18 protein-coding genes, 2 tRNA genes and 1 pseudogene are annotated in these 23,500 nt (G+C 57.8%); 17 read left to right on the plus strand and 4 right to left on the minus strand.

What is annotated here, in order from left to right; all coding sequences use genetic code 11:
* Positions 1-20 precede the first annotated feature (20 nt).
* Together IEV54_RS13970 and IEV54_RS13975 are read right to left on the minus strand one after the other, a co-directional pair.
* The gene (locus tag IEV54_RS13970) at positions 21-1,406 is read right to left on the minus strand and encodes a xanthine/uracil/vitamin C permease (RefSeq protein WP_150278788.1); all 1,386 of its coding nucleotides are present in this window, start codon (positions 1,404-1,406) and stop codon (positions 21-23) included.
* Between the two features lie 77 nt (positions 1,407-1,483).
* Positions 1,484-3,103, minus strand: a complete 1,620-nt coding sequence (locus IEV54_RS13975; protein WP_150278787.1) for an acyl-CoA synthetase — start codon at positions 3,101-3,103, stop codon at positions 1,484-1,486.
* Between the two features lie 155 nt (positions 3,104-3,258).
* Between IEV54_RS13975 and IEV54_RS13980 the strand changes: the two genes are divergently transcribed.
* Positions 3,259-4,725 carry a sensor histidine kinase gene (locus tag IEV54_RS13980; RefSeq protein ID WP_223825524.1) on the plus strand — a complete coding sequence of 489 codons (1,467 nt, stop codon included), beginning with the start codon at positions 3,259-3,261 and terminating at the stop codon, positions 4,723-4,725.
* A 28-nt stretch (positions 4,726-4,753) separates the two neighbouring features.
* Positions 4,754-5,398, plus strand: coding sequence for a response regulator transcription factor (locus tag IEV54_RS13985; protein WP_150278786.1), 645 nt, complete (start codon positions 4,754-4,756; stop codon positions 5,396-5,398).
* Between the two features lie 21 nt (positions 5,399-5,419).
* Here the strand turns inward: IEV54_RS13985 and IEV54_RS13990 are convergent, their stop codons facing one another.
* Positions 5,420-6,178 carry a hypothetical protein gene (locus IEV54_RS13990; protein WP_150278785.1) on the minus strand — a complete coding sequence of 253 codons (759 nt, stop codon included), beginning with the start codon at positions 6,176-6,178 and terminating at the stop codon, positions 5,420-5,422.
* Positions 6,179-6,504: 326 nt separating this feature from the next.
* Between IEV54_RS13990 and carA the strand changes: the two genes are divergently transcribed.
* The 4 genes from carA to IEV54_RS14010 are packed head-to-tail and all read left to right on the plus strand — an operon-like array spanning position 6,505 to position 11,772.
* Positions 6,505-7,641: a glutamine-hydrolyzing carbamoyl-phosphate synthase small subunit gene (gene carA / locus IEV54_RS13995; protein ID WP_150278784.1), complete on the plus strand. Its 1,137-nt coding sequence runs from the start codon at positions 6,505-6,507 to the stop codon at positions 7,639-7,641.
* Positions 7,642-7,667: 26 nt separating this feature from the next.
* Positions 7,668-10,883: a carbamoyl-phosphate synthase large subunit gene (carB, locus tag IEV54_RS14000; RefSeq protein ID WP_150278783.1), complete on the plus strand. Its 3,216-nt coding sequence runs from the start codon at positions 7,668-7,670 to the stop codon at positions 10,881-10,883.
* On the plus strand, positions 10,883-11,359 hold the full coding sequence (gene greA, locus IEV54_RS14005; RefSeq protein ID WP_150278782.1) for a transcription elongation factor GreA: 477 nt from the start codon (positions 10,883-10,885) through the stop codon (positions 11,357-11,359). The genes carB and greA overlap by 1 nt, the downstream gene beginning before the upstream one ends.
* Entirely contained in the window at positions 11,356-11,772 is a 417-nt protein-coding gene (locus IEV54_RS14010; RefSeq protein WP_223825523.1) for a DUF4149 domain-containing protein, read from the plus strand. The genes greA and IEV54_RS14010 overlap by 4 nt, the downstream gene beginning before the upstream one ends.
* Positions 11,773-11,776: 4 nt before the next feature.
* Here IEV54_RS14010 and yhbY read toward each other — a convergent pair whose 3' ends face one another.
* A complete protein-coding gene (gene yhbY / locus IEV54_RS14015) occupies positions 11,777-12,091 on the minus strand; it encodes a ribosome assembly RNA-binding protein YhbY (protein WP_150278781.1) in 315 nt (104 codons plus the stop codon).
* 108 nt (positions 12,092-12,199) lie between these two features.
* Here yhbY and rlmE point away from each other — a divergent pair, with 108 nt between their 5' ends.
* The 11 genes and pseudogenes from rlmE to infB all read left to right on the plus strand — a co-directional run bounded on the left by rlmE (position 12,200) and on the right by infB (position 23,497).
* Positions 12,200-12,826: a 23S rRNA (uridine(2552)-2'-O)-methyltransferase RlmE gene (rlmE, locus tag IEV54_RS14020; protein ID WP_150278780.1), complete on the plus strand. Its 627-nt coding sequence runs from the start codon at positions 12,200-12,202 to the stop codon at positions 12,824-12,826.
* Between the two features lie 174 nt (positions 12,827-13,000).
* A pseudogene (gene ftsH / locus IEV54_RS14025) lies at positions 13,001-14,825 on the plus strand (ATP-dependent zinc metalloprotease FtsH); the annotation flags it as partial.
* A gap of 132 nt (positions 14,826-14,957) precedes the next feature.
* A complete protein-coding gene (gene folP / locus IEV54_RS14030) occupies positions 14,958-15,830 on the plus strand; it encodes a dihydropteroate synthase (protein WP_150278848.1) in 873 nt (290 codons plus the stop codon).
* A gap of 48 nt (positions 15,831-15,878) precedes the next feature.
* Complete coding sequence (gene glmM / locus IEV54_RS14035) at positions 15,879-17,219, plus strand: phosphoglucosamine mutase (RefSeq protein ID WP_150278778.1); 1,341 nt, start codon at positions 15,879-15,881, stop codon at positions 17,217-17,219.
* 82 nt (positions 17,220-17,301) lie between these two features.
* Positions 17,302-18,060: a triose-phosphate isomerase gene (gene tpiA / locus IEV54_RS14040; RefSeq protein WP_150278777.1), complete on the plus strand. Its 759-nt coding sequence runs from the start codon at positions 17,302-17,304 to the stop codon at positions 18,058-18,060.
* On the plus strand, positions 18,060-18,458 hold the full coding sequence (gene secG, locus IEV54_RS14045) for a preprotein translocase subunit SecG (protein WP_150278776.1): 399 nt from the start codon (positions 18,060-18,062) through the stop codon (positions 18,456-18,458). The genes tpiA and secG overlap by 1 nt, the downstream gene beginning before the upstream one ends.
* Before the next feature lie 12 nt (positions 18,459-18,470).
* Positions 18,471-18,555: transfer RNA gene (locus tag IEV54_RS14050), tRNA-Leu, on the plus strand.
* Between the two features lie 101 nt (positions 18,556-18,656).
* A tRNA-Met gene (locus tag IEV54_RS14055) sits at positions 18,657-18,733 on the plus strand.
* Positions 18,734-18,899: 166 nt separating this feature from the next.
* Complete coding sequence (gene rimP / locus IEV54_RS14060) at positions 18,900-19,355, plus strand: ribosome maturation factor RimP (protein ID WP_150278775.1); 456 nt, start codon at positions 18,900-18,902, stop codon at positions 19,353-19,355.
* Positions 19,356-19,408: 53 nt separating this feature from the next.
* A complete protein-coding gene (nusA, locus tag IEV54_RS14065; RefSeq protein ID WP_150278774.1) occupies positions 19,409-20,890 on the plus strand; it encodes a transcription termination factor NusA in 1,482 nt (493 codons plus the stop codon).
* A gap of 60 nt (positions 20,891-20,950) precedes the next feature.
* The gene (gene infB, locus IEV54_RS14070; protein ID WP_150278773.1) at positions 20,951-23,497 is read left to right on the plus strand and encodes a translation initiation factor IF-2; all 2,547 of its coding nucleotides are present in this window, start codon (positions 20,951-20,953) and stop codon (positions 23,495-23,497) included.
* The last annotated feature ends 3 nt before the right edge of the window (positions 23,498-23,500 follow it).

Genomic DNA, 23,500 nt, shown 5'->3' on the forward strand with positions numbered 1-23,500 from the left:
TATTGTCTCTTGTTGTTGTGTCAGTCGCGGCTTTCAGAGGCGTTGTCTGTGTTCTCTGCGCTGTCCTTGATGCTACGGAAACGCAGGATGTGGGTGCGCTCGATCAGGAGGTACAGCGCAGCGCCCGCCGCCAGCCCCCAGCCGGCGCCATAGACCGCCAGGACCACGCCCATGGTGCCGGCGATACCGCGTTCGGTGTTGTTGTTGAGTTGCTCGAAGCCGACCATCAGGCAGATATAGCCGGTCAGGATCAGCGTCAGCGACAGCGCAATCGGCAGCACCGGTTGGAAGAAGCTGACCAGCGGCAGCGTGAACAGGGCGATAAAGCCGGTGATCCAGAACGTGCCGCCGCCACTGTAGATTGAGTCCATCGCTTTGCGGCCATACTTGTAACGCTCGGCCATGGTCGCGGCCACTGCGGTCCAGATGGGCCCGGCGAGGCCAGGGTAGGGTGCGAAGAAGGCATGCAGGCCATTGCGCAGGGCGGTGACCAGATGCACCCGATCAATGTTGTTCTCGATCACTTCATCCGGGCGCAGTTCATCGGCTCGCTGCATCAGCGACTGGCCAACAATAATGTCACCAAAGGCGATGATGTAGGCGATAACGGCGGTGGGAATGGCGAGCATGAACACCTTGGCATCCGGGATGCCGATGACCAGCGGTAGGTAGTTCCACAGTTCGCCGAAGGCGGGTGTGGTAATGCCCCAGCGCACATCTGGCATCTCGTATTCGCCCACCACAATGCCCACGATAATGGCAATCAACATGCCCGGGACCATGCCGTAGTTGACGATCTTGCGGGTGAACGGCACGCGTTCGGTGAGCCCCTTGAAAGAAACCGAGAACATCAGATACAGGCAGATCAGGCTGCCCAGTACCAGTGAAATTGGCGTATTGGCCAGCCGCCCGCCGCTGGATATCTCGCCCATCAGGGCTGCAATGCCGGCGCCGATGATGATCCCGCCTTTCATCGAGTTGGGGACGATACGTACCATGACGCTGCCGAGCCGGGTAATACCGAGTATCAGAAAAATCAGAAAGACCAGAAGCTGCAGCGCGAACAGCGCTTGAATGGCCTCCGGGCCGGGTTCGAAGTCGCCCAGAAACAGTAGCACCACCGGAATCGCCGGGGTAATCCAGCCAGGCACCATGGGCACCCCCAGCAGCGCAGGTAACATGAAGCCAATTCCCCCGACCACCACATAGGCCAGGGCAACGTCATAGGGCAGGCCAAGGAATCTTTCCAGCAGGGGAATCATCGCCAAACTGACCACAAACATGATCAGGGCCTGCAGCATCTCCGCGGTTTCCCAGCGGTAATGTACAAAGGGCAGACGAATCTTGAACGGCCCGCATGGCCAGTAGGGTTGCTCCGCGCCGTCAGCGCGCTTGTAAACTTGCATGATAAGCCTCCGTCAGCCGGGCAGAGCCCGGCTTATTGTTGTTGTAAAAAGGGTTATGCGAAGTTGGCTGGGTTGAGCTAGAGCGCCTTGGCTCGATCGCGCAGCACGTATTTCTGAATCTTGCCGGTCGAGGTCTTGGGCAGCTCGGTGAAGACCACGGTCTTGGGCACCTTGAATCCCGCCAGGTGCTCGCGGCAGTAGTTCATGATGTCTGTGTCGCTGGCCTGCTGGCCGCTTTTAAGGGTGATAAAAGCACAGGGGGTTTCGCCCCATTTCTCGTCAGGCCTAGACACAACGGCTGCTTCCAATACGGCGGGGTGTTTGTACAGCGTATCTTCAACCTCGATGGTGGAGATATTTTCACCGCCGGAGATGATGATGTCCTTCAGACGGTCGCGGATTTCCACATAGCCGTTGGGATGACACACTGCCAGGTCGCCAGTGTGAAACCAGCCGCCTTCAAAGGCTTCCGCTGTTGCTTCCGGATTTTTCAGATAGCCCTTCATCACCGTGTTACCGCGCATGAATATTTCACCGATGGTTTCGCCGTCACGCGGGACTGGCTGTAGCGTCTCTGAATCCGCCACCATGACGCCTTCCAGCGTCAGATAGCGCACCCCCTGGCGTGATTTGAGGCGGGCGCGTTCTTCCAGTGGCAAGGTGTTCCATTCGTCATGCCAGGCACAAACGGTTACCGGTCCGTAGACTTCGGTCAGTCCGTAAACGTGAGTGACTGCAATGCCCATGGCTTCAACAGCGCCGATGATCTTGGCTGGCGGTGCTGCACCGGCGACCATGGCCTTGACGGGATGGTCGATGGCGGCTTTGGCTGAGTCGGGCATGTTGACCAGCGCGTTGAGTACGATGGGTGCACCGCACAGGTGAGTGACCTGATGCTCATGGATCAGGTTGAGGATTTTTTGCGGATCCACCCGGCGCAGGAACACATGTACGCCGGCCATCGCGGTGATGGTCCAGGGGTAGCACCAGCCGTTGCAGTGGAACATCGGCAGTGTCCACAAATAGACCGGGTGCTGGCCCATGCCCCAGGTTGCCTGGTTGCCCAGGGCATTCAGGTATGCACCGCGGTGATGGTAGACCACGCCCTTGGGGTTGCCGGTAGTGCCGGAGGTGTAGTTGAGTGAAATGGCCTGCCATTCGTCGCTGGGCCAGTGCCAGTCGAAGTCCGGATCGCCTTCAGCCAGAAAGCCCTCGTAATCAAGGTCACTGACGGCCTCGCCTTCACCATACTCGGGATCGTCGACATCGATCACCAGAATCGGGCGTTTGATCAGGGTTAGCGCCTCACGCACGACATCATGAAACTCACGGTCAGTGATGAGTGCACGGGCTTCGCCATGATTGAGCATGAAGGCAATTGCTTCCGCATCCAGCCGCACATTCAGGGTATTGAGCACGGCGCCGATCATCGGAACGCCAAAGTGCGCCTCGAGCATGGCGGGAATATTTGGCAGCATCACCGCTACGGTATCCCCTGCGTTGACGCCGCGCCCATGCAGCGCCGAGGCCAGACGGCGGCAGCGCTGATAGGTTTGCTGCCAGTCACGACGAATCCCTCCGTGGATGACGGCGGGATAATGCGGGTAGACGCTGGCGGTGCGCTCGATGAAGCTGAGAGGGGTGAGGGCTATGTGGTTGGCCGGGTTCGGAGACAGGCCTTCCTGGAAGATCGACATGGCAATACCTGTGGCTGATTATTTATTGGCTCTGGGTGCATACTTGCCGTGAGGGTCAAGGCGTTCAGCATTTGATCGGAAGAACTATAGTGTAAAGTTGACTGATATAGAAACATGTCTAAGGTATTATAGTAAAACTACTATAAGGTGTTTCAGTGACTGAAAACCCTGATCTACGCTGTGCTGTAGCCAGTCTTTTGCTCGAAAGCGAACCGCTACCGGCGTTGTTGATTCCGGCTCGAGGTGAAGTGCGGCCACCCAATCCTGCTATGCAACAGTTGATTGATCAGGTGGCGCCCTTGGCAGCGTTGTTGCCTGCCAACCATGCGCCCCTGGTGGCAGCCTGTCAGCGTCAGCAGCGCTGCATTGAAGATGTCGAGGTAAGTGTCGGCGATCGCTATCTGCTCTGGACATACATTCCCCAGCCGGCACTGCAGGCCGTGCTGGTGCGCGGGCGTGATGCCAGTGAGAGCCTGCGTTTACAGCATGAAGCCATGCGTGCCAGCCGTCTGTACCGACTGATCATCGAGAACACGACTGATCTGATCTCCCGGCATACGCCTGATGGACGTTTTCTGGATGCCTCGCCCGCCGCCTGGACTCTGCTGGGCTATTGGCCAGAGCAGTTGCGCGGCGAGTCGATGGCCGAGCTGTTGCACCCGCAGGAGCGGGAGCAACTGATCGAGCGCTTTCAGCGCGCGCTGGAGCAGGACGGTTACCTGACGCTGACCTATCGCATTCGCCATCAGGTTGGGCATTACCTGTGGTTTGAAACGGCCAGCCGCGCTATACGGGAGACCTACACCGGCGGCGTTGTTGAGGTGATCAGCGTATCGCGGGACATTACTGCGCGGATTCAGAGTGAAGAAAATAACCGCCGTCTCCAGGACGAGCTCGCGCATGCAGCGCGGCTGGCGACACTGGGTGAGCTTGCTTCCGGTATTGCTCACGAGCTCAATCAGCCGCTTGCCGCCATCCTCAATTATGCCAATGCCAGTCAGCGTTATCTGGCGGCTTTGTCACAGACTGAAGAAGGGCGTAATGGCGAGGAGTCTGACAAGGTTGCCCAGGGCTTGGCGCGCATTGCCGAGCACGCGCAACACGCGGCGGAGGTCATTCGCCGGCTGCGCGGTTTTCTGCGCAAGGGGCAGCGCCGGCAGCAGTGTGTTGATCCTTTGCAGCTGGCCCGTGAGGCGGTAGGTCTGTGCGCCTGGGAGGCGGGGCAGCATCAGGTCGAGATTGTCGAGCAGGTCGATGGGCCCTTGCCGGCGGTTATGGTCGACCCGATTCTGTTGCAACAGGTGTTACTTAATTTGCTGCGTAACGCCATTGAGGCGAATCGGGAACAACATCCGGATACTCCCTCTCTGGTAAGGCTGGGCCTGAGTGAGCATGGGAACAGACTGCATATAAGGGTCTCGGATCAAGGCCCAGGTGTGGATGAAGCGTCGAGGGCGCGCCTGTTCACGCCTTTCTATACCAGTAAGCCGGATGGGCTGGGCTTGGGGCTCTCGATGAGTCAGGGTATCGTAGAGGGTTTTGGTGGCGGCTTGGAGGCTGTGCCGGCTGACAGCGCAGGGCTGTGCCTGCATTGCTGGTTGCCAGTGGTCAGCTCCGATTAGGAGCAAGGTGAAACAACGAGGAACGCGAATGCCCGATCTATCTCAGCAACTCGTCTATGTGGTCGATGACGATCAGGGCATGCTTGATTCGACCGTATGGTTGTTCGAGTCGGTAGGCCTCAAGGCTAAGCCTTTTACCAGTGGGCAAGCCTTTCTGGACGCCTGCGATCCGGCCGCGCCGGCCTGTGTTCTGCTGGATATTCGCATGCCGGGTATGGGCGGTCTGGCGGTACAGGAAGCCATGCGCGCCAAAGGAATCGATTTGCCGGTGATCTTTGTCAGTGGTCATGCCGACGTGCCTATTGTAGTGCGTGCCTTTCGTGGGGGTGCGCTGGACTTCATTGAAAAGCCCTACAATGAACAGCTGCTGCTGGACAGCGTGCAGCGCGCGCTGAGCCGCCAGCCTGTGGTGGCGACCAATCAGCGGGTGCAGAATGAGGTCAAGGCTCGGCTAGACAGCCTGACACCGCGTGAACGCGACATCTTGCTGCCACTGGTCCAGGGTTTCAATAATCGTGAAATTGCCGAGCGACTGGGAGTCAGTGTCAAGACGGTTGATCTGTATCGCTCCCGGGTAATGAAACGAATGCAGGCAGCCAGTCTGCCTGCGCTCGTAGGTATGGCCATTGGCGCTGGATTGGTTGAGCCCTTCAGTCTTGAGCCGAGCGCCTGATCCTGTTGCTGGTGTCAGCGCTCAGGCGCCGCTCTGCACCTGCTCGCGGGCCATGTCATTGAGGGTTTCGATATTGCGCTGCAGGTAGAAGGCGGCAATGGTCGGCACCCAGTCATACAGGGGGTTCTGCAGGCGTGGCTGAATGAACTGATACTGCTTGTCCATCCGGGCGAAGGCGCCTGCCTGATCCGGGTAGAGCTTCTTCAGCTCATCGGAGCGGCTGACGATGCTCTGGTCGAGATCGTCGAACAGGCCTTCTTTGTTCTCCAGGAAGTACACTCCGATGGAGCTGAACATATTGTTCTGGTAAAGGGTCAGAATCTGGCTGGTCTCGATGCTCTGGCGGTGGAGCGCAAGCAGGTCTTCACTGGCCGCTTCTTTTAGCTCGTCATACATTGCTGCGGCGGCGCTATCCACATCTCCGTGGGCTTTCATGATGCGGTTGACTGTTGCCAGGCCGTAGTGGGCTTCTTCACCTGGCAGAGCTTCAAGCTCGCGGATCAAATTGACAAAGGTGTCGAAGGGCACCCGTAGCTGAGCCGGGCTGTCCATCTGTCTGAGCAGGTTTTCCATACGCGACAAGGCTTCGCGATAGGTCTCCCGGTTGCCCGGTTCCCTGATGCGCTCGAACAGATTGTTGTCGATCAGCAGATAGGTACCAACGGTGTAGCCTTCACTGCGAAACTCGTGAGCGGTTTGCAGTCGTTCGAGATTTGCATTGGCGAAGGGCGCCAGAAACAGCAGCGTGAGTACGATCAGTCCTTTCAGGCGCAATAACATGGTGTATTCCCCGAGTACTTTATTGTTCTTCTAGTCCATTCGCGACCTGGCGAGCGTTCCGTTGGTAAGCGTGTGCCGGGTGCGGGCTTTGCAACTGCCGTTTTATCACAGTTCCCCTGGTTGTGGAACATTGACCCTCGAGCGTTGTCCCGGAGAGCGTCTGGGCGCTGGATATTCTGTAGGCAAGTGGTTACAATTGCGCGCTAATCTGTCTATTCAGCGCGCATCTGACAATGCATTGCGGCGGGATGAAGTGTTACGCACTCCATTCCCGCTTTTGTGCAGCCCGCGTTTGGTAAAATGTGTCAGCCCTATCGGAGGTTTTCTTGTCCAAGCCAGCCATTCTCGCCCTTGCCGACGGAAGTATCTTCCGTGGTGAGGCTATCGGCGCCGACGGTCACACCGTCGGTGAGGTCGTATTCAACACGGCCATGACCGGTTATCAGGAGATCCTCACCGATCCCTCATATGCTCGCCAGATCGTAACCCTTACCTATCCCCATATCGGCAATACCGGCACCGTGCCGGATGACAGCGAGTCCTTTCAGGTCTGGGCTGCCGGTCTGGTCATTCGAGACTTGCCGCTGATGGCCAGCAACTGGCGCAGCACCAAGTCACTACCCGATTACCTGAAGGACAACGGGACCGTTGCTATTGCCGGTATCGACACGCGCCGCCTGACTCGCATTCTTCGTGAGAAGGGCGCCCAGAATGGCTGCATTCTGGCCGGTGACGATGCAACCGAGGAAAAGGCCCTGCAACTGGCCCGCGAGTTTCCCGGCCTGAAGGGTATGGATCTGGCCAAGGAAGTCAGCGTCAAGGAAACCTACGAATGGCGCTCCAGCGTCTGGTCCCTTGAAGCCAACGCCCATGTCGAGATACCGGCCAGTGAGTTGCCTTATCACGTGGTCACCTTCGATTACGGTATCAAGTACAACATCCTGCGCATGCTGGTCGACCGTGGCTGTCGCATCACCGTGCTGCCGGCGCAGACTACCGCAGCCGAAGCGCTTGCGCTCAAGCCCAACGGCATATTGCTGGGCAACGGCCCGGGCGACCCGGAGCCTTGCGATTACGCAATCAAGGCGATCCAGGAAATTCTGGAAACGGACACGCCGGTGTTCGGCATCTGCCTGGGTCACCAGTTGCTTGCCCTGGCGTCCGGCGCGCGCACCGTGAAAATGCCCAACGGTCATCACGGCGCTAACCACCCGGTGGTTAACGTGGATACCGGCGAAGTCATGATCACCAGCCAGAACCACGGCTTTGCCGTGGACGAGGCGACGTTGCCGGCCAATGTGCGCGCGACCCACAAGTCGCTGTTTGATGGCACCCTGCAGGGCATCGAGCGTACCGACAAGACCGCTTTCAGTTTCCAGGGGCACCCCGAGGCGAGCCCCGGCCCGCATGACGTGGCACCGCTATTTGACCGTTTCATCAAGGCCATGGCCGAGCGCCTTTGAACTCCCCAAGGATTTAGTAGACGACTATGCCAAAACGTACAGATATCAAAAGTATCCTGATCCTCGGCGCCGGCCCCATCGTGATCGGCCAGGCCTGCGAGTTTGATTACTCCGGTGCCCAGGCCTGCAAGGCGCTGCAGGAAGAAGGCTTTCGCGTCATCCTGGTCAACTCCAACCCCGCGACCATCATGACCGACCCGGCCATGGCCGATGCGACCTACATCGAGCCAATCAAGTGGCAGACGGTGGAAAAGATCATCGCCAAGGAGCGTCCCGACGCGGTGCTCCCGACTATGGGTGGCCAGACGGCACTCAACTGTGCGCTGGATCTGGAAAAGTACGGCGTGCTGAAGAAATACAACGTCGAAATGATTGGCGCCAATGCCGATACCATCGACAAGGCCGAGGATCGCTCGCGCTTTGACAAGGCGATGAAATCCATCGGTCTGGCTTGTCCGGTTTCGGGTATTGCCCACGACATGCAGGAAGCCAACGCGGTACTCGATCAGGTTGGATTCCCGTGCATCATCCGGCCGTCGTTCACCATGGGTGGCACCGGCGGCGGTATCGCTTACAATCGTGAAGAGTTCGAAGAAATCTGCGCCCGGGGTCTGGATCTGTCGCCGACCAAGGAGCTGCTGATCGATGAGTCGCTGATCGGCTGGAAGGAATACGAGATGGAAGTTGTCCGTGACAAGAAGGACAACTGCATCATCGTCTGCGCGATCGAGAACTTCGATCCCATGGGTGTGCACACCGGCGACTCGATCACCGTGGCCCCGGCTCAGACGCTGACTGACAAGGAATACCAGATCATGCGTAACGCCTCTTTGGCGGTACTGCGTGAAATCGGCGTGGAAACTGGCGGCTCGAACGTACAGTTCGGCATTAACCCGGTTGATGGCCGTATGGTCGTGATCGAAATGAACCCTCGGGTATCCCGTTCCTCTGCTTTGGCCTCCAAGGCTACCGGCTTCCCGATTGCCAAGATCGCAGCCAAGCTCGCCGTGGGTTACACCCTGGATGAATTGCAGAACGATATTACCGGTGGTCGCACGCCGGCATCCTTCGAGCCGTCGATCGACTACGTCGTAACCAAGATTCCGCGCTTCGCTTTCGAGAAATTCCCGAGCGCCGACGCGCGTCTGACTACCCAGATGAAATCCGTCGGTGAAGTCATGGCCATCGGCCGTACTTTCCAGGAGTCCTTGCAGAAAGCATTGCGCGGTCTGGAAGTGGGCGTCAGTGGTTTCGATCCCAAGGTGGATCTCAAGTCCAGCGATGCACGTACCGAGCTGACTCGCGAGCTGACCGTACCCGGTGCCGATCGCATCTGGTATCTGGCCGACGCCTTCCGCTTTGGCATGAGCCGTGAAGAGATTTTCGACCTGACCAAGATTGATCCCTGGTTCCTGATCCAGATCGAAGACCTGATCAAGGACGAGGAGCGTATCAAGACCCTGGGTCTGGCCGATATCGACCATGATCTGATGTTCTGCCTCAAGCGCAAGGGCTTTTCCGACACGCGTCTGGCTGAATTGCTGGCTGTCAGCGAGAAAAGCCTGCGTCGCTATCGCCACAAGCTGAACGTGTTTCCGGTCTACAAGCGGGTAGATACCTGCGCGGCGGAGTTCGCTACCGATACGGCGTACATGTACTCCACCTACGAGGAAGAGTGCGAAGCCAACCCGACCGATCGGGACAAGATCATGGTGCTGGGTGGCGGTCCGAACCGGATTGGCCAGGGCATCGAGTTTGATTACTGCTGTGTGCATGCGGCGCTGGCCATGCGTGAAGACGGTTACGAGACCATCATGGTCAACTGCAACCCGGAAACCGTCTCTACCGATTACGACACTTCCGACCGCCTGTATTTCGAGCCGGTTACCCTGGAAGATGTGCTGGAAATCGTCCGTGTCGAGAAGCCCAAGGGCGTGATCGTGCAATATGGTGGCCAGACCCCATTGAAGCTTGCGCGGGCGCTGGAAGAAGCTGGTGTGCCGATCATCGGTACCAGCCCTGAAGCGATTGACCGCGCCGAAGACCGTGAGCGTTTCCAGCAGATGGTCGAGCGACTCAATCTGCGTCAGCCGCCGAACGCGACTGTGCGCAGTGAAGAAGAAGCTATCCGTGCTGCCGGCAAGATCGGCTACCCGCTAGTGGTGCGCCCGTCCTATGTACTGGGCGGTCGGGCGATGGAGATCGTCTATCAGGAAGAAGAGCTCAAGCGTTACCTGCGCGACGCGGTGAAAGTCTCCAACGATAGCCCCGTGTTGCTCGACCACTTCCTCAATTGTGCGATTGAAGTCGACATCGACGCCGTGTGTGACGGTACCGATGTAGTGATAGGCGCGATCATGCAGCATATCGAGCAGGCCGGTGTGCACTCCGGCGACTCTGCTTGCTCGCTGCCGCCGTACTCGCTGCCTGCGCATATCCAGGACGAGATGCGTGATCAGGTGAAGAAGATGGCCCTCGAACTGGGCGTAGTCGGTCTGATGAACGTGCAGCTCGCGCTGCAGGGCGAGACGATCTACATCATCGAAGTAAATCCGCGCGCCTCTCGCACCGTGCCCTTTGTATCCAAGTGCATCGGTCAGTCCCTGGCCAAGATTGCCGCTCGGGTCATGGCCGGTAAGACGCTGAAGGAAATCGGCTTTACCAAGGAAGTCGTTCCTACTTACTTCAGCGTCAAGGAAGCGGTCTTCCCATTCGCCAAGTTTCCTGGTGTGGATCCGATCCTTGGGCCGGAGATGAAATCCACCGGTGAGGTGATGGGCGTGGGCGACTCCTTCGCTGAAGCCTTTGCCAAGGCCCAGGTCGGCGCTGGCGAGACACTGCCGACCGGTGGCACAGCGTTCATGAGTGTGCGCGATGACGACAAGCCGTTCGTGGTCGATGTTGCGCGCTCACTGATCGAGCTGGGCTTCGAGATTGTCGCCACCAGTGGTACCGCCAAGGTGATCGCGGCCGCTGGCCTGCAGGTTCGCCGGGTGAACAAGGTAACCGAAGGTCGGCCGCACATTGTCGATATGATCAAGAACGACGAGATCAGCATGGTTATCAACACCACAGAGGGTCGCCAGTCGATGGCCGACTCTTATTCGATCCGTCGTAACGCGCTGCAGCACAAGGTCTGCTCTACCACGACCCTGGCAGGTGGTGAAGCCATCTGCATGGCATTGAAATTTGGTCCGGAGAAAACGGTTCGCCGCCTCCAGGATTTGCACGCAGGTATCTGATCATGAAATATCCGATGACCAAGCAGGGTGCAGAAGCCCTGGAATCCGAGCTCAAGCACCTGAAAAGCACTATGCGTCCGCAGATCACCCAGGCAATCGCCGAGGCACGCGAACTGGGTGATCTCAAGGAAAACGCCGAGTACCATGCGGCCCGCGAGCAACAGGGCATGGTCGAAGCACGCATCCGGGATATCGAAGGTCGTCTGGCCAATGCCCAGGTGATTGACGTGACCAGCATACCGCCCACCGGCAAGATCATCTTCGGTACCACCGTTGAGATCGTCAACGTCGATACCGACGAGTCTGTTGTCTATCAGATCGTCGGCGACGATGAAGCTGATATCAAGATAGGCAAGATATCGGTCAGTTCACCCATTGCCCGCGCTCTGATCGGCAAGGAAGTGGACGATGTGGTGGCGGTCAAGACGCCGGGCGGCGTTGTCGAGTATGAAATTCTCGAGGTGAGCCACAAGTGACTGCAGGGGCCGGGCGTACGACATTGCATGGAGGTCGCATCGCCTGGCAACTGACCCAGACCCTGTGGGTTGGTGGGGTATGGGTGACCCATTTTGTCCTGATGCCAGCGCTTGAGCAGTTCGGCATGGCGCCGATGCTGGTTAACGCTATCGCCGATTTCATGCGGCCACTGATGGTCGGATTTGCAGGGGTGTGCGCGCTTTTGCAGTTGCTGGTGATTGGTGTGGCGCTTGGTAAACGCATCTGGCGTGACCTGCGCAGCCAGTTGTTGCTGCTGGTGCTGGTCAGTGTGGGGGCTGTCTTCGGCCTGCGGCAGTTCTCGGGAACGGAGTATCTGCAGATTTTCGGTTATCTGATAATTGCCTTCGCCGGGCTAGTGCTGGTACTCCAGCCTCGCCCGGACGAGGGGTGACCGCTCAGATTTCCTTGAAGCGAACCAGATTCGACAAGTTGGGATTGGCCTTCTTGTTGGGACGCAACAGAATTGCCATCTTGCCAATGACTTGAACCAGTTCGGCGCCTGTAGCCTTGCACACTTGCTGAATCAGAGCCTGTTTGGTCTCCCGGTCAGCAACGCTGATGCGTATCTTGATCAGTTCATGATCAGTCAGTGCGCGGTCAAGCTCAGATATGACGCCTTCGCTGGCGCCCTGGTCGCTGACGATGACCACTGGCTTGAGATGATGGCCAATACGTTTGTAGTCTTTCTTCTGAGCTGAGCTGAGGGTCATAATGATCGGGTGCTTACCAGTATTGATGAGAATTTAAATGCAACGCTGCTGTCCATATAGACAGGAAGCAGTTTAACAGGCGGCGCGCTTCGCTGCATGGGGTATTCCGTGGCACAGAGCAAGACCAGCAAGGGCTGGCTGAAAGAGCATTTTGATGACCCTTTCGTCAAGCAGGCGCAAAAGGATGGATATCGGTCGCGGGCGAGCTACAAGCTCCTGGAAGTTCAGGAAAAGGATCGCTTGTTCCGACCCGGCATGACTGTTGTCGATCTGGGCTCGGCTCCCGGGGGTTGGTCCCAGGTTGCCAGCCGACTGATCGGCGAGAAGGGTCGCATCATTGCCTCCGACATCTTGCCGATGGACAGTATCGCCGATGTGACCTTCATCGAAGGCGATTTTACCGAGGACAGCGTATTTGAAGCGATCCTCGCCGCCATTGACGAACAGCCGGTTGACCTTGTTATTTCCGATATGGCCCCCAATATGAGTGGAACACCTGAAGTAGATCAGCCTGCGGCCATTTATTTGTGCGAGTTGGCGTTGGATATGGCTGAGAGGGTGTTGAAGCCGGGTGGAGACTTCCTGATCAAGGTGTTTCACGGCGAAGGCTTCGATGAATATTTCAAGTTGATGCGCAGTCGCTTCGACAAGGTGGTAACCCGCAAACCCGATGCATCGAGGGGCAGGTCGAGGGAGACCTATCTGCTGGGTAAAGGTTACAAGGGCCAGGAGTGACTCTGGTCTGTCAGATAAAGAGGGAGTCGCCCCGGCAAACGGGCGACACAGAGCGTTACACTGGGTTCTCTGCAGCGGCATGGCAGTTTAGTGTAATGTATCCTGAGGCAATCAAGACTCAGTCAGGCCCTGGCTAACCAGCCAACTGGGCAAGAGGGTAGCAATTTGAATGACATGGCAAAGAATCTCATCCTGTGGTTGATCATCGCGGCCGTACTGGTCACGGTGATGAACAACTTCAGTGGTCCCAGTGAAACGACCAACTCCCTCAACTATTCCCAGTTTATCGAGCAGGTCAAACAGGGCCAGGTAGAACGGGTTACTGTTGATGGTTTCGAGATCACGGGCGTCAAGAGTGACGGTAGCCAGTTCAAGACTGTGCGGCCGGCAATTCAGGACAGCGGCCTGATCGGTGATCTGCTGGAAAACAACGTGGTGATCGAAGGCAAGCAACCAGAGCAGCAAAGCATCTGGACCCAGCTGCTGATTGCCAGTTTCCCGATCCTGATCATCATCGCCATCTTCATGTTCTTCATGCGGCAGATGCAGGGCGGTGCGGGCGGCAAGGGCGGCCCGATGAGCTTCGGCAAGAGCAAGGCGCGCATGCTGTCGGAAGATCAGGTAAAGACTACCTTTGCTGACGTTGCCGGTTGCGACGAAGCGAAGGAAGAGGTCAGCGAGCTGGTTGAGTTTCTGCGCGATCCGGGCAAGTTCCAGCGCCTGGGCGGGCATATTCCCCGCGGCGTACTGATGGTCGGTCAGCCGGGTACGGGTAAGACGTTGCTGGCCAAGGCGGTAGCGGGCGAGGCCAAGGTACCTTTCTTTACTATCTCTGGTTCCGACTTCGTCGAAATGTTTGTCGGTGTGGGTGCGAGCCGTGTGCGCGACATGTTCGAGCAGGCCAAGAAGCATGCTCCGTGCATTATCTTTATCGACGAGATTGATGCTGTCGGCCGTCACCGTGGCTCGGGGATGGGCGGTGGTCACGACGAACGTGAACAGACCCTGAACCAGTTGCTGGTTGAGATGGACGGTTTTGAGCCAAACGATGGCATTATCGTTGTTGCCGCAACTAACCGCCCTGACGTGCTTGACCCCGCTTTGCTGCGACCCGGTCGTTTCGACCGTCAGGTTGTCGTCGGCCTGCCCGACATCCGCGGGCGTGAGCAGATTCTCAAGGTGCACATGCGCAAGGTTCCGCTCGGCGATGACGTGATGCCCGGCAATATTGCGCGCGGTACGCCCGGATTCTCCGGTGCCGACTTGGCCAACCTGGTAAACGAGGCCTCGCTGTTCGCGGCCCGCGCAGGCAAGCGTCTGGTCGAGATGAAAGAGTTCGAGATGGCCAAGGACAAGATCATGATGGGCGCCGAGCGCAAATCCATGGTCATGTCTGACAAGGAAAAACTCAACACGGCATATCACGAGTCAGGCCACGCGATTATCGGTCGTCTGGTGCCCGAGCATGATCCGGTCTACAAGGTCTCTATCATTCCCCGTGGCCGGGCCCTGGGTGTGACCATGTTCCTCCCCGAGGAGGACCGCTACAGCCTGTCCAAGCGTGCGCTGACCAGCCAGATCTGTTCGCTGTTTGGTGGGCGTATCGCCGAAGAAATGACTCTGGGCTTTGATGGGGTCACCACCGGTGCCTCCAATGATATCCAGCGCGCCACCCAGTTGGCGAAGAACATGGTCACCAAGTGGGGGCTGTCCGAGAAGTTGGGGCCATTGATGTACGGTGAAGACGAGGATCAGGGCTATCTGGGTCGCCAGGGCGGTGGCGGAACCAGCGGAATCTCCGGTGAGACTGCCAAGCAGATCGATCAGGAGGTCCGTCGGATCATTGACGACTGCTATGCTACTGCCCAGCAGTTGCTCAAGGATAACCGCGACAAGCTGGACCTGATGGCCCAGGCGTTGATGAAGTACGAAACCATTGATGCTGACCAGATCCAGGACATCATGACCGGCAAGCCGGCGCGTGAGCCAAAGGACTGGAACTCCGATGACAAGGCGGGCCCAGGCGCAGCAGCAGGGTCCTCTCCGGATGAAGAGCCCTCCGACAAACGTGGCGACAGCATTATTGGTGGGCCGGCAGGAGAGCACTGATCCGGATATACCCAGCATGCAGATGCCAAGTGTAAAATCTGGTTCCCGGTTGCCTTGCGGCGATCGGGAGCTTGACCTCTCCAGTGCCCATGTCATGGGCATCCTCAATGTGACCCCTGACTCCTTTTCTGATGGTGGACGCTTTATGCGTTTCGATCAGGCAATGCGCCATGTCGAGCAGATGCTCGCCGACGGCGCCACGCTGATCGATGTGGGTGGCGAGTCCACCCGGCCTGGAGCAGATCCGGTCAGTGCCGAGCAGGAAGTCGAACGCGTGGTCCCGGTTGTCGAGGCGATCAAGCAGCGTTTTGATACCGTTGTTTCAGTAGACACCAGCACCCCACAGGTCATCACCGAATCTGCTGCAGCGGGCGCCGGGCTGATCAATGACGTTCGCGCTCTGCGCCGTCCCGGAGCCCTTGCGGCGGCGGCTGCCACAGGGTTGCCGGTATGCCTGATGCACATGCAGGGCAGTCCTCAGGATATGCAGCAGGCCCCGCAATATGATTCGATTGTTGAGGAGGTCAGCGCCTTTCTGATTGAGCGTGTGGCAGCTTCTACGCAGACTGGTATACCTGAGGAGAGGTTGCTGCTTGACCCTGGCTTCGGCTTTGGCAAGACACTGGAGCATAATCTGCAGTTGTTTGCCGGTATGCGGCGTCTGCTGCCGCAGGGTTTGCCGCTGTTGGTCGGGGTGTCACGCAAGAGCATGATTGGCCAGTTGTTGAATCGGCCAGTTGATCAGCGTCTTTCCGGCAGTTTGGCGCTGGCCGTAATGGCGGTGCAGGCTGGCGCGCGAATTATTCGCGCGCATGACGTGGCTCAGACGGTTGATGCGGTAAGAATGACAGAAGCTGTGATAGCGGCGGGTGAAGAAGCTATCGTCTCGTCCTAAATACATAAGAAATCACCCAACAAAGAACTGATCAGGATTTTGCGCATTATGGAAAAGAAATATTTCGGCACGGATGGCATTCGCGGGCAGGTCGGTGTTGCACCCATCACCCCAGAATTTATTCTGAAGCTTGGCTGGGCTGTCGGTACTGCCTTCAGGAAGAAAGGCGAGTGCCGGGTGATGATCGGCAAGGACACGCGAATTTCCGGGTATATGTTCGAGTCGGCACTGGAGGCCGGGCTGTCGGCTGCTGGTGCCCACGTTCAGTTGTTGGGGCCCATGCCAACGCCGGCCATCGCTTACCTGACCCGTACCTTTCAGGCAAGCGCTGGCATCGTCATCAGCGCCTCGCATAACCCCTATTATGATAACGGCATCAAGTTTTTCTCTGCTGCGGGCAGCAAACTGCCTGATGATCTCGAGCTGGAAATAGAGCGACTGGTGGACACACCGATGGAAGTGGTCGATTCGGCTTCGCTGGGTAAGGTCTTCCGGGTCGAGGACGCCTCCGGGCGCTATATCGAGTTCTGCAAAAGTAGTGTGCCGACCAGTACCAGCTTCAAAGGCATGAGAATCGTGCTTGATTGCGCCAACGGGGCTACCTACAAGGTGGCTCCGAGTGTTTTCCGCGAGCTGGGTGCCGAGGTGTTCGTGATTGGCGCCTCGCCCAACGGTGTGAATATCAATGATGGCGTGGGCTCTACTGATCTGACGGCGTTGCGTGCCGAGGTGTTGTCCCGCGGGGCGGATATCGGGATCGCTCTGGATGGCGACGGTGACCGCGTTCTGATGGTCGACAACCAGGGTGTCGAGGTCGACGGTGACGAGTTGCTCTTTATCCTTGCCCTGGAATTGCAGCAGCGCGAGGCATTGCGTGGCGGTGTGGTGGGTACGCTGATGAGCAATCTGGGGCTCGAGCTGGCGTTGCGTGAAAAAGGCATTGATTTCGTGCGGGCCAAGGTCGGTGATCGCTACGTCATGGCAGAGTTGCGTGAGCGTGACTGGGTCCTTGGTGGCGAGGCTTCCGGGCACCTTGTGTGTCTGCATCACAGCAGTACCGGTGACGGCATCATTGCCGCACTACAGGTTCTGAAGGCCCTGCAGGGCTCTGGTCAGACGTTGTCAGAGGCGCGACAGGGTATGCAGAAATGCCCGCAGGTACTGATCAACGTGCGTTATCAGCGTGGCAGTGCGTCACCATTGGCTGACCCTGGTCTGCAGTCTGCGGTTAAAGCCGCCGAGGATCGTCTTGGTGCCAGCGGGCGTGTTCTCTTGCGGCTGTCTGGTACCGAGCCGCTGATTCGCGTGATGGTGGAGGGGCAGGACGCGGCGCTGGTTTCAGCTCAGGCGGAAACCCTGGCGGCTGAAGTGCGTGCCTTGTTTGCCTGACCCATCGGCATATTGAAAATGCGGTTGTGTCAGTGGGGCAACTTGGTTAACATTGGCGCCCGCTCGAACTGAGAGGTTGAGGATGCGTCGTCTGCTCGTCGCCGGTAACTGGAAAATGCATGGGACTCGGCAATCCGTTGACAGCCTTCTGAAAGGGCTGAATCAGCAGGACTGGCCGGATAACGTAGATCTCATGATTGCCCCGCCGTCACTGTACATTCAGCATTGTCTGGAGCGTCTGTCTGGCTCTCCGCTGTATGTCGGCGGCCAAAGCTGCGCTTATCAGGCTGAGCCTGGTGCTCTGACAGGCGAGATATCGGCAGCCCAGTTGCGAGATGCGGGATGTGAATTTGTACTCGTTGGTCACTCCGAACGTCGCAGTCTGTTTGGTGAAACTGACGAGGTAGTGCGCAAGAAATTTGCTGCAGCATTGGCTTGCGGTTTGCGCCCGGTACTCTGTGTAGGCGAGACGCTCGAGCAGCGAGATGCCGGGCGGACCGCCGAAGTAGTGGGTACTCAGCTGAAAGTGATTCTTGATGCCTTTGGCGTAGGAGGATTGGCCCAGGGTGTGGTGGCTTACGAGCCGGTCTGGGCAATAGGTACCGGATTGACAGCCGAGCCTGACCAGGCCCAGGATGTGCACGCGATGATCCGGGCGCGGCTTGCGATGCTTGACGATGAGCAGGCGCAGCTGGTTCAGATTGTTTACGGCGGCAGCGTCAAGGCGGATAACGCCGAAGCACTTTTCGCCATGCCGGATATCGATGGGGGGCTGGTAGGTGGAGCTTCCCTCAACGCAGATGAATTTGGTGCGATAGCACGTGCCGCAGGACGAGTGTAATGATTGAGACCGTGGTAGTGGTTATTCACCTGATGGCAGCGCTCGCGCTGGTCGGCCTCGTGCTGATTCAGCAGGGTAAGGGTGCCGAGACTGGCGCGTCCTTCGGGTCCGGCGCATCTGGCACTGTTTTTGGCAGTCAGGGTTCGGCAACTTTCCTTAGCCGCTTGACAGCTGTGTTGGCCGCTGTATTCTTCATCACCTCGCTGGGCTTGGCATTTTATGCCAGCAACAAGGCGGATGTGATTCGTGATGCAGGTTTGCCTGCGCCGGCAATGCAGCGGGATTTTGCTCCGCAGAGCATTGAAGAAGATGTTCCTGTATTGCAGGAAGATGTACCTGTTCTTGAAGAGCAGACTCCTCAGGCAGACGCGACGGACGATGTACCTCCGGTCGAGTAAGCCAACAGTTTTGCGGAAGTGGTGGAATTGGTAGACACGCTATCTTGAGGGGGTAGTGCCTTAGGGTGTATGGGTTCGAGTCCCATCTTCCGCACCAATCAAACAGGGCCTGCATTTGCAGGCCCTGCATATTTCAGGGCTAAGTACGCCGGTTGTCTTGTCAGGCATCCGGGCGTATAATGAGCGCCCTAGATTCGACGCGGGGTGGAGCAGTCTGGTAGCTCGTCGGGCTCATAACCCGAAGGTCGTAGGTTCAAATCCTGCCCCCGCAACCAGTTTCAAGGCCCCTTTTCAGGGGCTTTTTATTAGCTGTCCTGTTCGCTCGGGCGGTGTAAAACGGGATGGGCTTCAATGCCCATTTTTTATTGGTGCATGTTTTTCAGGCTGTATAAATCAGACTGTTTTCAGGCCGTTTATTATTTTGAAAGCGAGGCGGTTAATTTGTCCGGCAAAGTGACTGAGTTGGAGGCCATTGCGGTCCCGATTGTCGAAGCTTTGGGCTATCGTTGTTGGGGTGTGGAATATTTGTCCCAGGGGCGACATAGTCTTTTGCGCGTGTATATCGACCATCCCGAGGGTGTGAGTGTCGAGGCGTGCGCGGCGGTCAGCCGACAGGTTAGCGCTGTACTGGATGTCGAGGATCCGATTTCAGGTGATTACACCCTGGAGGTTTCCTCCCCAGGTATGGACCGGCCTTTGTTTACACTTGAGCAGTTCGCCAGTCATGTTGGTGAGCAGGCCAAGATCAAGTTACGCGTCCCCTATGAGGGGCGGCGGAATTTTCAAGGTGTCATCCGTGGAGTCGAAGGTGATGAGGTCATATTGCAGGTAGAAGAGCATGAGTACCTGCTGCCGATCGACACAATCGACAAGAGCAATATCATTCCACGGTTTTGAGCATTATTTCGGGCTCCAGTGGCCCCAATGGATGGCGTTAGGCGAGGCATACGATGAGCAAAGAAGTGCTGCTGGTTGTGGAATCCGTTTCCAATGAGAAGGGCGTACCGCCCGGCGTGATTTTTGAAGCGTTGGAACTGGCATTGGCAACAGCTACCAAGAAGCGTTATGAGGATGAAGTAGATGTGCGCGTGGCGATCGATCGTCACACCGGCAGCTACGAGACTTTCATGCGCTGGACTGTGGTTGCCGATGAGGATTTCGAAGAGCCCGGCATGCAAATGACCCTCGACCAGGGCCAGGAGCGTGATCCCGACATCAAGTTTGGCGACGTGATCGAAGACAAGATCGAGTCGGTCGAATTCGGTCGTATTGCTGCGCAGATCGCCAAGCAGGTTATTGTCCAGAAGGTTCGCGAGGCTGAGCGTGCTCAGGTCGTTGATGCCTACCGTGACCGGTTGGGTGAAATTATCAGCGGTACGGTCAAGAAGGTGACACGCGACAGCGTTATCGTTGACCTGGGTAATAATGCCGAAGCGGTATTGCCCCGCGAAGAGATGATTCCGCGCGAGACTTTCCGCACCGGCACTCGTATTCGCGCACTGCTCAAGGACATCCGTACCGAGAACCGCGGTCCTCAGTTGGTATTGTCGCGCAGCTGTCCGGAGATGATCATCGAGCTGTTCCGCATTGAAGTGCCGGAAATCGCCGAAGAGCTTATCGAAGTCATGGGCGCTGCTCGTGACCCAGGCTCGCGGGCCAAGATCGCCGTCCGCTCCAAGGACAAGCGTATTGATCCCCAGGGCGCCTGCATTGGTATGCGCGGTTCCCGCGTACAGGCCGTATCTGGCGAGCTGGGTGGCGAGCGCGTGGACATCGTATTGTGGGATGACAACTTCGCCCAGTTCGTGATCAACGCCATGGCTCCGGCCGAAGTGGCGTCGATCATTCTGGATGAAGATGCGCACACCATCGACATCGCCGTGGCCGAGGATAATCTCGCTCAGGCAATCGGGCGCAGCGGCCAGAACGTACGCCTGGCCAGCATGCTGACCGGCTGGACCCTGAACGTGATGACCGAAGATGATATCCGCGCCAAGCAGGAAGCCGAGACTGGCGATATCCTGCGTACTTTCGTCGATGAGCTGGATATCGAAGACGATCTGGCGCAACTCCTGGTAGAAGAAGGCTTTACCTCCCTGGAGGAAATTGCCTACGTACCCATGGAGGAGATGCTGGCGATCGACGGCTTTGACGAAGACATCGTCACCGAGCTGCGTTCGCGGGCCAAGGATCTGCTGCTGACGAAGGCGCTTGCCAGTGAAGAGAAGCTGGATGAAGTGCAGCCAGCAGACGATCTGTTGAACATGGAAGGGATGGACCGCTCACTGGCGTTCCATCTGGCCGCAAAAGGCATCATCACCATGGAAGATCTGGCAGAACAGTCAATTGACGAACTGCTGGAGATTGAAAGTATTGACGAAGAACGTGCCGGTGCCTTGATCATGGCCGCACGGGCACCCTGGTTTGCATAACCGGTCGGTTAGTACTTTTACCCTGCGCGTAAGCAGGTACCCGACTGAGGAGAGAATTGAATGGCGGAAGTAACGGTCAAAGAGTTGGCCCAGGTAGTGGGAACCCCCCTGGAGCGCCTGCTACAGCAGATGCAGGAAGCCGGTTTGCCCCAAACCAGCGCGGATCAGCGTGTGAGCGATGAGGAAAAGCAGGCATTACTGGCCTTTCTCAAGAATTCCCATGGTGGTGAATCTGCCGGCGAGCCGCGCAAGATTACCCTCAAGCGCAAGACGGTCAGCACCCTGCGGGTAGCAGGTAGCAAGACGGTCAACGTTGAAGTGCGCAAGAAGAAGACCTACGTCAAGCGCGACCCGGTTGATCTCGAAGCTGAGCGTCAGCGTGAGGCCGATGAGCTGCGTGCCGCCGAGGAAGCCCGGATTGCTGCGGTGGCTGCTGAAGCCAAGCGCAAGGCTGATGAAGAAGCTCGCATTGCTGCTGAGGCTGCGGCCAAGGCGCCTGAAGCGGCAGCTCCTGCTACTCCTCCAGCCGCTGCTCCCGAGCAGCCCGCCAAGGTCGAACCTGAAGCGCCGGCTGCAGCCCCCGAGCCGCCAGCCGCCCCTGTGGTTATCGCACCGCCGGCAGACAAGCCTGACCATTCCAAGAAAAAGGACGCGCATCGCAAGCCGACTCGCGCCGAGGAAGAGGAAGAGCGTAGCCGCAAACGTGCCGGTGGCAACAGTGCCAAGGGCCGTAATGCCCCGCGTGGCAACGATGACGACGATGGCGGTGCCCGTCGTCGTGGTGGTGGTGGCAAACTCAAGGCGAACAAGAAACGCAATGTACACGGCTTCGAAAAGCCGACAGGACCTATAGTGCGAGAAGTTGTAATTGGCGAGACCATCACCGTGGCCGAACTGGCCCAGAAGATGTCGATCAAGGCGGCCGAAGTCATCAAGTACATGTTCAAGGCCGGCAACATGGTAACCATCAACCAGGTGCTGGATCAGGACACGGCCAGCATTATTGCCGAGGACATGGGCCACAAGGTCAAGCAGACCAGCGAAAGCGAGCTGGAAGACGCGCTGGTTTCCGAGTCCCAGGCGCACGAAGGCGAGATGGTCAATCGTGCACCGGTTGTAACCGTTATGGGTCACGTTGACCATGGTAAGACCTCGCTGCTGGACTACATCCGTCGTGCCAAGGTCGCCTCTGGCGAGGCCGGTGGTATTACCCAGCACATTGGTGCTTACCACGTTGAAACCGATCGCGGCATGGTCACTTTCCTCGACACCCCCGGCCACGCTGCGTTTACCGCAATGCGTGCCCGTGGTGCCAAGGCTACCGACATCGTGATTCTGGTGGTTGCTGCTGACGACGGTGTTATGCCGCAGACTGAAGAAGCCGTGGCCCACGCCAAGGCTGCCGGTGTACCGCTGGTTGTTGCTGTGAACAAGATCGACAAGGAAGACGCCGATCCGGACCGCATCAAGAACGCCCTGGCCGCACTGGACGTCATCCCTGAAGAGTGGGGTGGCGATACCATGTTCATGCATGTGTCTGCCAAAGAGGGTACCGGCATCGACGACCTGCTCGAAGCAGTTCTGCTGCAGGCCGAAGTACTTGAACTGCAGGCCCAGCCTTCAGCTCCAGGCCGTGGTGTTGTGGTTGAGTCGCGTCTGGACAAGGGCCGTGGCCCGGTTGCCACCGTTCTGGTTCAGAATGGCACCCTGCGTCAGGGCGATATCGTCCTGGCTGGCGTGAACTACGGCCGCGTTCGTGCGATGTATGACGAAAACGGCAAGTCGATCAAGGAAGCAGGCCCGTCTATCCCTGTAGAGATTCTGGGTCTGGATGGCACGCCGGATGCCGGTGATGAACTCACTGTGGTTACTGACGAGAAGAAGGCGCGGGAAGTGGCGCTGTTCCGTCAGGGCAAGTTCCGTGAGATCAAGCTGGCTCGCCAGCAGTCTTCCAAGCTCGAGAACATGTTCGAAAACATGGGACAGGACGAGAAGAAGACCCTCAACATCGTACTCAAGTCCGATGTGCGTGGTTCGCTGGAAGCCCTGCAGGGTTCCTTGAGCGAGCTGGGTAATGACGAAGTGCAGGTCAAGATCATCTCCGGTGGCGTAGGTGGTATTACTGAAACCGACGCCAACCTGGCCTTGGCATCCAATGCCGTGATCTTCGGTTTCAACGTCCGTGCCGATGCTACTGCACGCAAGATCGTCGAATCCGAAAGCATTGACCTGCGCTACTACAGCGTCATTTACGAGATCATCGACGACGTCAAGAAAGCCCTCGGCGGTATGCTGGGCAGCGACGTTCGCGAACAGATCCTCGGTGTTGCCGAAGTGCGCGACGTGTTCCGTTCGCCGAAGTTTGGCGCGATTGCTGGTTGCATGGTCATTGAAGGTACCGTCTATCGTAACCGCCCTATCCGTGTACTGCGCGAAGACGTGGTTATCTACGAAGGCGAGCTGGAATCCCTGCGTCGCTTCAAGGATGACATCGGCGAAGTGCGTAACGGCATGGAGTGCGGTATCGGCGTGAAGAACTACAATGACGTCAAGCCCGGTGACCGCATCGAAGTATTCGAGCGCATCCAGGTACAACGCAGCCTGTAATAG

This window comes from Halopseudomonas salina, from assembly GCF_014637955.1.
In the GTDB taxonomy this organism is placed as follows: domain Bacteria; phylum Pseudomonadota; class Gammaproteobacteria; order Pseudomonadales; family Pseudomonadaceae; genus Halopseudomonas; species Halopseudomonas salina.

Excerpts from the sequence above, each read along its gene's own strand:
- infB (WP_150278773.1), top strand. The coding sequence starts at position 20,951 with ATGGCGGAAGTAACGGTCAAAGAGTTGGCCCAGGTAGTGGGAACCCCC.
- IEV54_RS13975 (WP_150278787.1), bottom strand. The coding sequence starts at position 3,103 with ATGTCGATCTTCCAGGAAGGCCTGTCTCCGAACCCGGCCAACCACATA.
- IEV54_RS13990 (WP_150278785.1), bottom strand. The coding sequence starts at position 6,178 with ATGTTATTGCGCCTGAAAGGACTGATCGTACTCACGCTGCTGTTTCTG.
- carB (WP_150278783.1), top strand. The coding sequence starts at position 7,668 with ATGCCAAAACGTACAGATATCAAAAGTATCCTGATCCTCGGCGCCGGC.
- folP (WP_150278848.1), top strand. The coding sequence starts at position 14,958 with ATGCCAAGTGTAAAATCTGGTTCCCGGTTGCCTTGCGGCGATCGGGAG.
- IEV54_RS13985 (WP_150278786.1), top strand. The coding sequence starts at position 4,754 with ATGCCCGATCTATCTCAGCAACTCGTCTATGTGGTCGATGACGATCAG.
- glmM (WP_150278778.1), top strand. The coding sequence starts at position 15,879 with ATGGAAAAGAAATATTTCGGCACGGATGGCATTCGCGGGCAGGTCGGT.
- tpiA (WP_150278777.1), top strand. The coding sequence starts at position 17,302 with ATGCGTCGTCTGCTCGTCGCCGGTAACTGGAAAATGCATGGGACTCGG.
- yhbY (WP_150278781.1), bottom strand. The coding sequence starts at position 12,091 with ATGACCCTCAGCTCAGCTCAGAAGAAAGACTACAAACGTATTGGCCAT.
- secG (WP_150278776.1), top strand. The coding sequence starts at position 18,060 with ATGATTGAGACCGTGGTAGTGGTTATTCACCTGATGGCAGCGCTCGCG.
- nusA (WP_150278774.1), top strand. The coding sequence starts at position 19,409 with ATGAGCAAAGAAGTGCTGCTGGTTGTGGAATCCGTTTCCAATGAGAAG.
- IEV54_RS13970 (WP_150278788.1), bottom strand. The coding sequence starts at position 1,406 with ATGCAAGTTTACAAGCGCGCTGACGGCGCGGAGCAACCCTACTGGCCA.